This window comes from Enteractinococcus helveticum, from assembly GCF_020742345.1.
In the GTDB taxonomy this organism is placed as follows: Bacteria; Actinomycetota; Actinomycetes; order Actinomycetales; family Micrococcaceae; genus Yaniella; species Yaniella helvetica_A.
In genome coordinates this window covers 1-5,737 of record NZ_DYXC01000102.1, presented here as the reverse complement: position 1 = coordinate 5,737, position 5,737 = coordinate 1, and the positions used below count along the sequence as shown (strand labels likewise).

Annotated in this window: 6 protein-coding genes; 2 read left to right on the top strand and 4 right to left on the bottom strand. The window is 53.1% G+C overall.

Annotation, left to right across the window (positions count from 1 at the left end):
- The 3 genes from K8V32_RS09495 to K8V32_RS09485 all read right to left on the bottom strand — a co-directional run.
- Positions 1 to 973: acyl-CoA dehydrogenase family protein (locus K8V32_RS09495; RefSeq protein ID WP_303906371.1), on the bottom strand; the 973-nt coding region annotated here is incomplete at its 3' end.
- Complete coding sequence (locus tag K8V32_RS09490; RefSeq protein ID WP_303906369.1) at positions 970 to 1,644, bottom strand: alpha/beta hydrolase; 675 nt, start codon at positions 1,642 to 1,644, stop codon at positions 970 to 972. The genes K8V32_RS09495 and K8V32_RS09490, both read right to left, overlap by 4 nt.
- A 9-nt stretch (positions 1,645 to 1,653) precedes the next feature.
- Entirely contained in the window at positions 1,654 to 2,625 is a 972-nt protein-coding gene (locus K8V32_RS09485) for a VOC family protein (protein ID WP_303906365.1), read from the bottom strand.
- 317 nt (positions 2,626 to 2,942) lie between these two features.
- Between K8V32_RS09485 and K8V32_RS09480 the strand changes: the two genes are divergently transcribed.
- Positions 2,943 to 3,908 (top strand): helix-turn-helix domain-containing protein, encoded by a 966-nt coding sequence (locus tag K8V32_RS09480; RefSeq protein ID WP_303906362.1) that lies wholly within the window; start codon positions 2,943 to 2,945, stop codon positions 3,906 to 3,908.
- Positions 3,909 to 4,741: 833 nt separating this feature from the next.
- Here the strand turns inward: K8V32_RS09480 and K8V32_RS09475 are convergent.
- On the bottom strand, positions 4,742 to 5,239 hold the full coding sequence (locus tag K8V32_RS09475) for a hypothetical protein (protein WP_303906359.1): 498 nt from the start codon (positions 5,237 to 5,239) through the stop codon (positions 4,742 to 4,744).
- 196 nt (positions 5,240 to 5,435) lie between these two features.
- Between K8V32_RS09475 and K8V32_RS09470 the strand changes: the two genes are divergently transcribed.
- On the top strand, positions 5,436 to 5,737 hold a 302-nt coding region (locus tag K8V32_RS09470; RefSeq protein ID WP_303906355.1), incomplete at its 3' end, for a ParA family protein.

Below are 5,737 nucleotides of genomic sequence, written 5' to 3'. Positions count from 1 at the left end.
TTAGGCGGGTGAGGGTCTCTTGCTCCACAGACAGCAGCTCACCGGAATCAATGGTGGATGCATTGTCTGCCCACACTTCCATGGCCCAAGCTCGTGCCGAGCGAAGTCGAGATTCAGCACGACCAAACTCAGCGTGGAAATGATCGGTATCTACTGAGGTGCCCGGGGAGCCGGTCTTCTTCTGGGCTAATGACTTCATCTCATCAAGGAGTCGGCGCCCAACACCGAGTGCCCAACCGGTGTGGCAAATGCCAGACATATTTGCCAATCCCAGACGATAGAGAGCACCGCCGGCTAGCGGCGCGGTCGTTGTTGGCTCATAGACATAGGCATCGGGGACGAAAAGGTCCTCACATGAATAGTCAATACTGCCGGTAGCACGTAGACCCATAACATCCCAGTTGTCTTCCAGCGTTGCCTGCTCACGGGGAAAGGTCACCACGATTGGACGATCATTGTCAGCATCATAGGCTGCCGAGTGGACGTGAGTGGCGTGCAGCATGCCGGATCCGAAGGACCACTTTCCACTGACCTGGTAGCCACCTTCAACCCGGACTGCCTTACCTGAGCGGGTGCCCTGGCCTGCAATCAGCGGGTAGTTGCCGCCACCGAAAAGTTCTTTTTGGGCTTCCGCCGGAAGGTATGCCCCGGTGGTGCCGGTGACCATCTGAAGTGCCATGAGAACCCAGCCGGTGGCAGGATCAGCGTAAGAAACCTTTTCCAGCACCTGGATTGTCTGTCGAGGGGTAAGCTCGTAGCCCCCGAGGGACTCTGGGATACCGATACGGAAAGCACCTACCTCATGGAGGGCATTAACCGTCTCATCTGTTAGATGCCCGATCTCTTCGTTCTTTTCACCGTTTTCTTTAAGCAATGGGGTGATGGCGTCGAGCCGCTCCATCAGCGCCTCGAACTCCACACCTGGATTCAGGCGAGTAACTTTACCGTTTTCGGTCTTTACTGCAGCGGTCATTGTTCTGCTCTCTTTCTGAGTGATGTTTTTCCATTAGTTTCCGCGACCCGTTCCAGGAGACTGCGAATGCTTTCGATCGCGGCGTCATTGATGTGATGCTCTTTGTCTTCATAAATCTCGACCGTGACATCAGCGCCTGCGCCACGAAGCGCTTCAGCTGTTTCTTCACTTCGATACAGTGGCACCCACGCATCCTCACGGGCTGTGAGCACCACAGCCGGGGTCCCCAAAAAATCTGGTTCGGAACTGAAAGTCTGACTGTGTGGCCCCAAATAACCACCGGTGTGTAGAACAATGCCGTCCACCGGCTTTCGGGTACGGAGGAGGAATTCAGCCAATAAGCAAGCGCCTTGTGAGAATCCGAGAGTGACGATCGGAGCATTGTGATCCAGAAGTTCGCTGAGATGGGTATCGATTGTCTGCAACGCGTCCTTTAGGGAAGGTTGATTCTTCGTGGTTGGGGCCAAAAAACTTTCGGGATACCAGGAGTTTCCCGGCGCGGCTGGCATCACCCAACGAAAGCGACCCAACTGCCCAATTCGATCTGCCAGCTCTCGAATGAACTCCGGTGATTGGCCTCGTCCATGGATCCCGTAGACAATAAGCTCGGCGTCTGATGCCTTGGCCCCGTATGCCTCAGGCTCCGAAGGATGCTTTATTTGCCCAGTCATCTGTTCAAGTCACTCCTCGATTTTGGCGTCGATGCTAATTGTTTCTAGCTTGGACATGATGGATTCCCGCTCCGACTCGAACTGGGTTGGCAGCATGAATTGCTTGCCCAATTCCTCCGGTGATTCGTCGCAGTCCCAGCCACCGTCCTCGTGGGTCACCGCGAGTTCGAACAGGGCACCACCCGGCGAGCGAACATAGTGGGATTTGAAGTAGGTGCGGTTCTTCAGCTCGGAGATATCCGTGTAGCCAGCACCTTCGATGTCGAACTTAACCTGCTCCTGATTTGCCAGGGTGTCGAGGTTCCAAGCGAAGTGGTGATAGGTGCCTGCCCCGTAGCGCCAAGTGCCTTGGGGATCTGTTCGGTTTCCGGTGAGTTCGATCCAGTTGCCGAAGGAATCTGTGCCGACTCGGAACCGGGCGCGATCTCCTTCCTCCCAAATTTCACCTTGAGCGAAAAAGACTTCATTACCAAAATCAACCATGCGATCCTGATCAAATACATGGATCCCAACGCCGTGGATGCCGTGAATCGCAGCCTCCTGCGGGACTCCGTAGCCGGTATAACCCTGGCGTGGATCGCCTACGACGCCAACGAGCTGGTATTCGATTCCGCTGGGGTGAAGGAAAGAGATTCGTCGCTCACCAAAGATCTCGGATTGAGTGGCAGCAATATTGTGCTGGGCCAAACGTTGAGCCCAGAAGTCCAGGGAGTTGGCGGGGACGGCCAGGAGAACCTCACGGGCCTGGTTGGTTCCGCGCGTTCCGTATAGCCCTGCCTGTGCCCATGGGAACGTGGTGATGACGCTTGAGGGATCACCATGAGCGTTGGAGTAGTAGAGGTGATAAACGGGGGAGGATCCGTCATATAGGACGGTCTTCTTGATGAATCGCATACCGAGAACCTGGGTATGGAAATCTACGTCTTCCTGCGCCCCGCCAACCGATAGGGTCACGTGATGCGAACCAAGTAGATATGTCATGCAATTTCCTCGCTTCTAAACGGTCTGACTGCCAGCCTTTGGCATGACTTAGACACTAAAGGTAAGTTGCATGTGACCTATATCTCTAGAGTGAACTCCATTCTCAATTCAGTGCACACTTGTGCTCCTGGTCATTTTTTATCAATAACGTGATCTTCATTGCACTACCCAATGGCTGGAGGTATGCTGATCGAAGCAATCATGATCCTCAACCCATGCGTGGGCCCATCTGTGGCTACATCAGATTCTGGTCGAGTTGATTGAGCCGATAATCATAGGGAATCCGCCAGCCCCAAAGGAGAGATGGGATAAACTTCATGACGAAAGAGTCGGACACGGTACCGGAGTTCGTAGTGCCGAGCAGCCCCATGGACAAGGTGTCTTGGCAGCAGCTCATGGAAAAAATCGTGATGCCTTTCAACTTTGACATTCCGGACTCCAAAGCTTTTGAAGGTCGAATCACTTCGACAAGTTTCCTGGACACCAGCCTTTTCCTCCTGAGGTCTGAATCCCACGCAGCAGAACGAACTGAAGAGGATGTCCAAACCCAGGCGGAGAACCATTGTGTTGTTAGCTTCCAACTGGAAGGATCTCTCTACCTCACACAGTTCGGTCGCCGCACCAAGGTGAAACCTGGTCAATTCTCGATATACACTTCAGATGCTCCTGTTCGGATCGAAGGATCCCGGAACTACCATTCCCTGAGTGCAAAGATTCCACTGACAAGATTTTCCAGCCGCCCAGAAGAACTTCACCAATTCAGCGCCACTGCCTACAGCGCGGATCAAGGACTTGCTCCGGCGGTGCAGTCTTTCCTACGGCACCTTAAAGTCAGCAATGGTTCTATCAGCGGGGCCGCACGGGTTGGCGTCTCCCAGCATGTTGTCGGAATGATTGAACAGATGCTTCGTTCCCAGAATGATCATCGAGCGCACACGGAAACTAGCGCTGACGTGCTTCGAGAGCGCTGCCTGGCATATATCGAGTCCAACCTGCAGAACCACGATCTTAGCCCGCAAATGATCGCGGAGGGCGCTTTCATCTCCACTCGATATCTGCACCAGTTGTTCTCACAGACCGATTTGACGGTTGCCCGTTACATTAGAAAGCGCCGGATTGAACGGATACGCGAGGATTTAGCTTCTCCAGCTCGTGCCCTAGAACCCATCGAACAGATTGCGCTGCGCTGGGGTGTGCAAAATGTTTCCTATTTCGGCCAAGTGTTCAAGCGCATTGAGGGTTGTACCCCGGCAGAGTTCCGACGTCGGGCATTGGGGCAATAGAGGTTAGACGAGGCGCTAGTTAGCGACTATCAAGACAGCCTTGCTTGCTACATTATTTAACTTAGGCATCAGACGAAAAGATGCCTAGATGTCCACGCGCGACTTCATTTCGCAAATACGATCGGTTACGTGACAATTGATGCGGAAATCGTTGCTCGAGGTCTCATGAAGCCTACCTGTAACTTAATCCGTTACTTTACCTACGTCAGGTGAACGGTGGGAAAAACTATCAAAGTGACAGCTTTCAGATGCGTCACCCTCCAGGGGGAAGCGTAAGCCATAGAGATGATGAAATTCTGCGTAAGGTAGAGAAGAACCTACTGGAGAATCCTGCAAAGCTGCAAAACTCAAGCACACCTTTGCGGCCTTAAGTGAAGTAATAAAAATACAGGCCACTCATCTTAAGGAACCAATTAATGATGAGAACTTAGGCAAGGCAACTCGTCAACTACCGGCAATGACAAATCTACAAGCGGATCATCTGGATAAATTATTGTGGTTTTGGAGTCCGATCAGCGCAGGCACGGCCAGTATTGAGGCTATTGGCGAAGTGCAAAAGATCGACAAAATCCTTGGATCTTTTTCTCTGAGGATGAGCTTAAGAAGTTCTCGGAAGATGAGGGTTAATAACACCGTGTGAGGAGGTCTCAGTACGTCTAGAGCCTGGGCGATGGGAGCTTTAAAACTATTTAGGAACCCTATGAAACGGGGAGAACACATTCCACACAAGTGTTTCGATACGGCACACCTCAAAGAGTCGGTCAATAAAGGGAGGTCAAGCCTTGATGGATGACCGCGTCTCTTATTTTCTGAGTTGGTCATGCTGAGATCGCTTACCGTCGTGGTAGCGGTAGTTTCCCCCCGCTCGCTAGTCCGCCAATAGCTAATACGGCAAAGCCTGCTGCGGTCAGTAGTACCTCTTTCTTGTTTTTGATCACCTCAAGGTTGAATTGCTTGTTGTTGACATCGTGGTTCATGAGTCGCTCGTCCACTCGCTCAAGTCGGTCGCGTGCGTCTCGGCGTTCTTCTTCAGTGGCCTCGGGGTCTACCGCCATAGCCGCCCAGATTTTTTGGCTCTGCCTCAGGTGGTCATAAATGTTCGTGGAGCTCTGGTCGTTGCTGTGCACGGCCTGTTCGTTGGTGTCATCCATTGCGTCGGAGATCTTTTCGAGGAGTTCTGGTGCCGCCGTGAACACCGCTACCTTGCCAGCTTCAGTTAGCTGGCCAGATTGCATCAATCCGACGAGCTCCATGACCTTCTCGCCACCCATATTCCGCATCGAATCGATGTTCAGAACCTGCTTCACATCATCCAAGTTATCGAGCATCACGACCTCCTGATTGTCTTTCTTTAGATACTACCGCTGATGTCGTTGTGGCTCGGGGTGTAGATAATGGCAGGCGGGTTGTAGGAAACGCTGAAACAGGAGTTAATTTAAAGCGTAATAACATACGTATGTTTTAGCGTTAGGATGTATGGCATACATACGTTGTGCAGCTAAGGCGTAAGTATGTCACACTGAGTTCATGTCCATACTGACTATCGCCCACACGAAGGGCGGGGTAGGTAAAACAACCTCCGCCGTCCTGCTGTGCGCAGCTGCCCATACCCGCGGAATAGACGTCACCCTCATTGACTCCGACGCCCAGGGCACCGCCACCGCCTGGGCCCAGGCGGCCGAGGAGGCGGGTGAGGCCTTCCCCTGGCCCATCGTCACGGCGGCCACTCCTGCCCACCTTGCCCGGACCCTCGGCGATCATGACGGGCTCGTCATCGTGGACACCCCGCCCGGAGGCTACGAAGTCATCGAGACCGCGATCGAGGCAGG

What these genes read in the sequence shown, in the direction of transcription:
- K8V32_RS09490 (WP_303906369.1), bottom strand. Translation starts at nt 1,644, where the DNA reads ATGACTGGGCAAATAAAGCATCCTTCGGAGCCTGAGGCATACGGGGCC.
- K8V32_RS09485 (WP_303906365.1), bottom strand. Translation starts at nt 2,625, where the DNA reads ATGACATATCTACTTGGTTCGCATCACGTGACCCTATCGGTTGGCGGG.
- K8V32_RS09480 (WP_303906362.1), top strand. Translation starts at nt 2,943, where the DNA reads ATGACGAAAGAGTCGGACACGGTACCGGAGTTCGTAGTGCCGAGCAGC.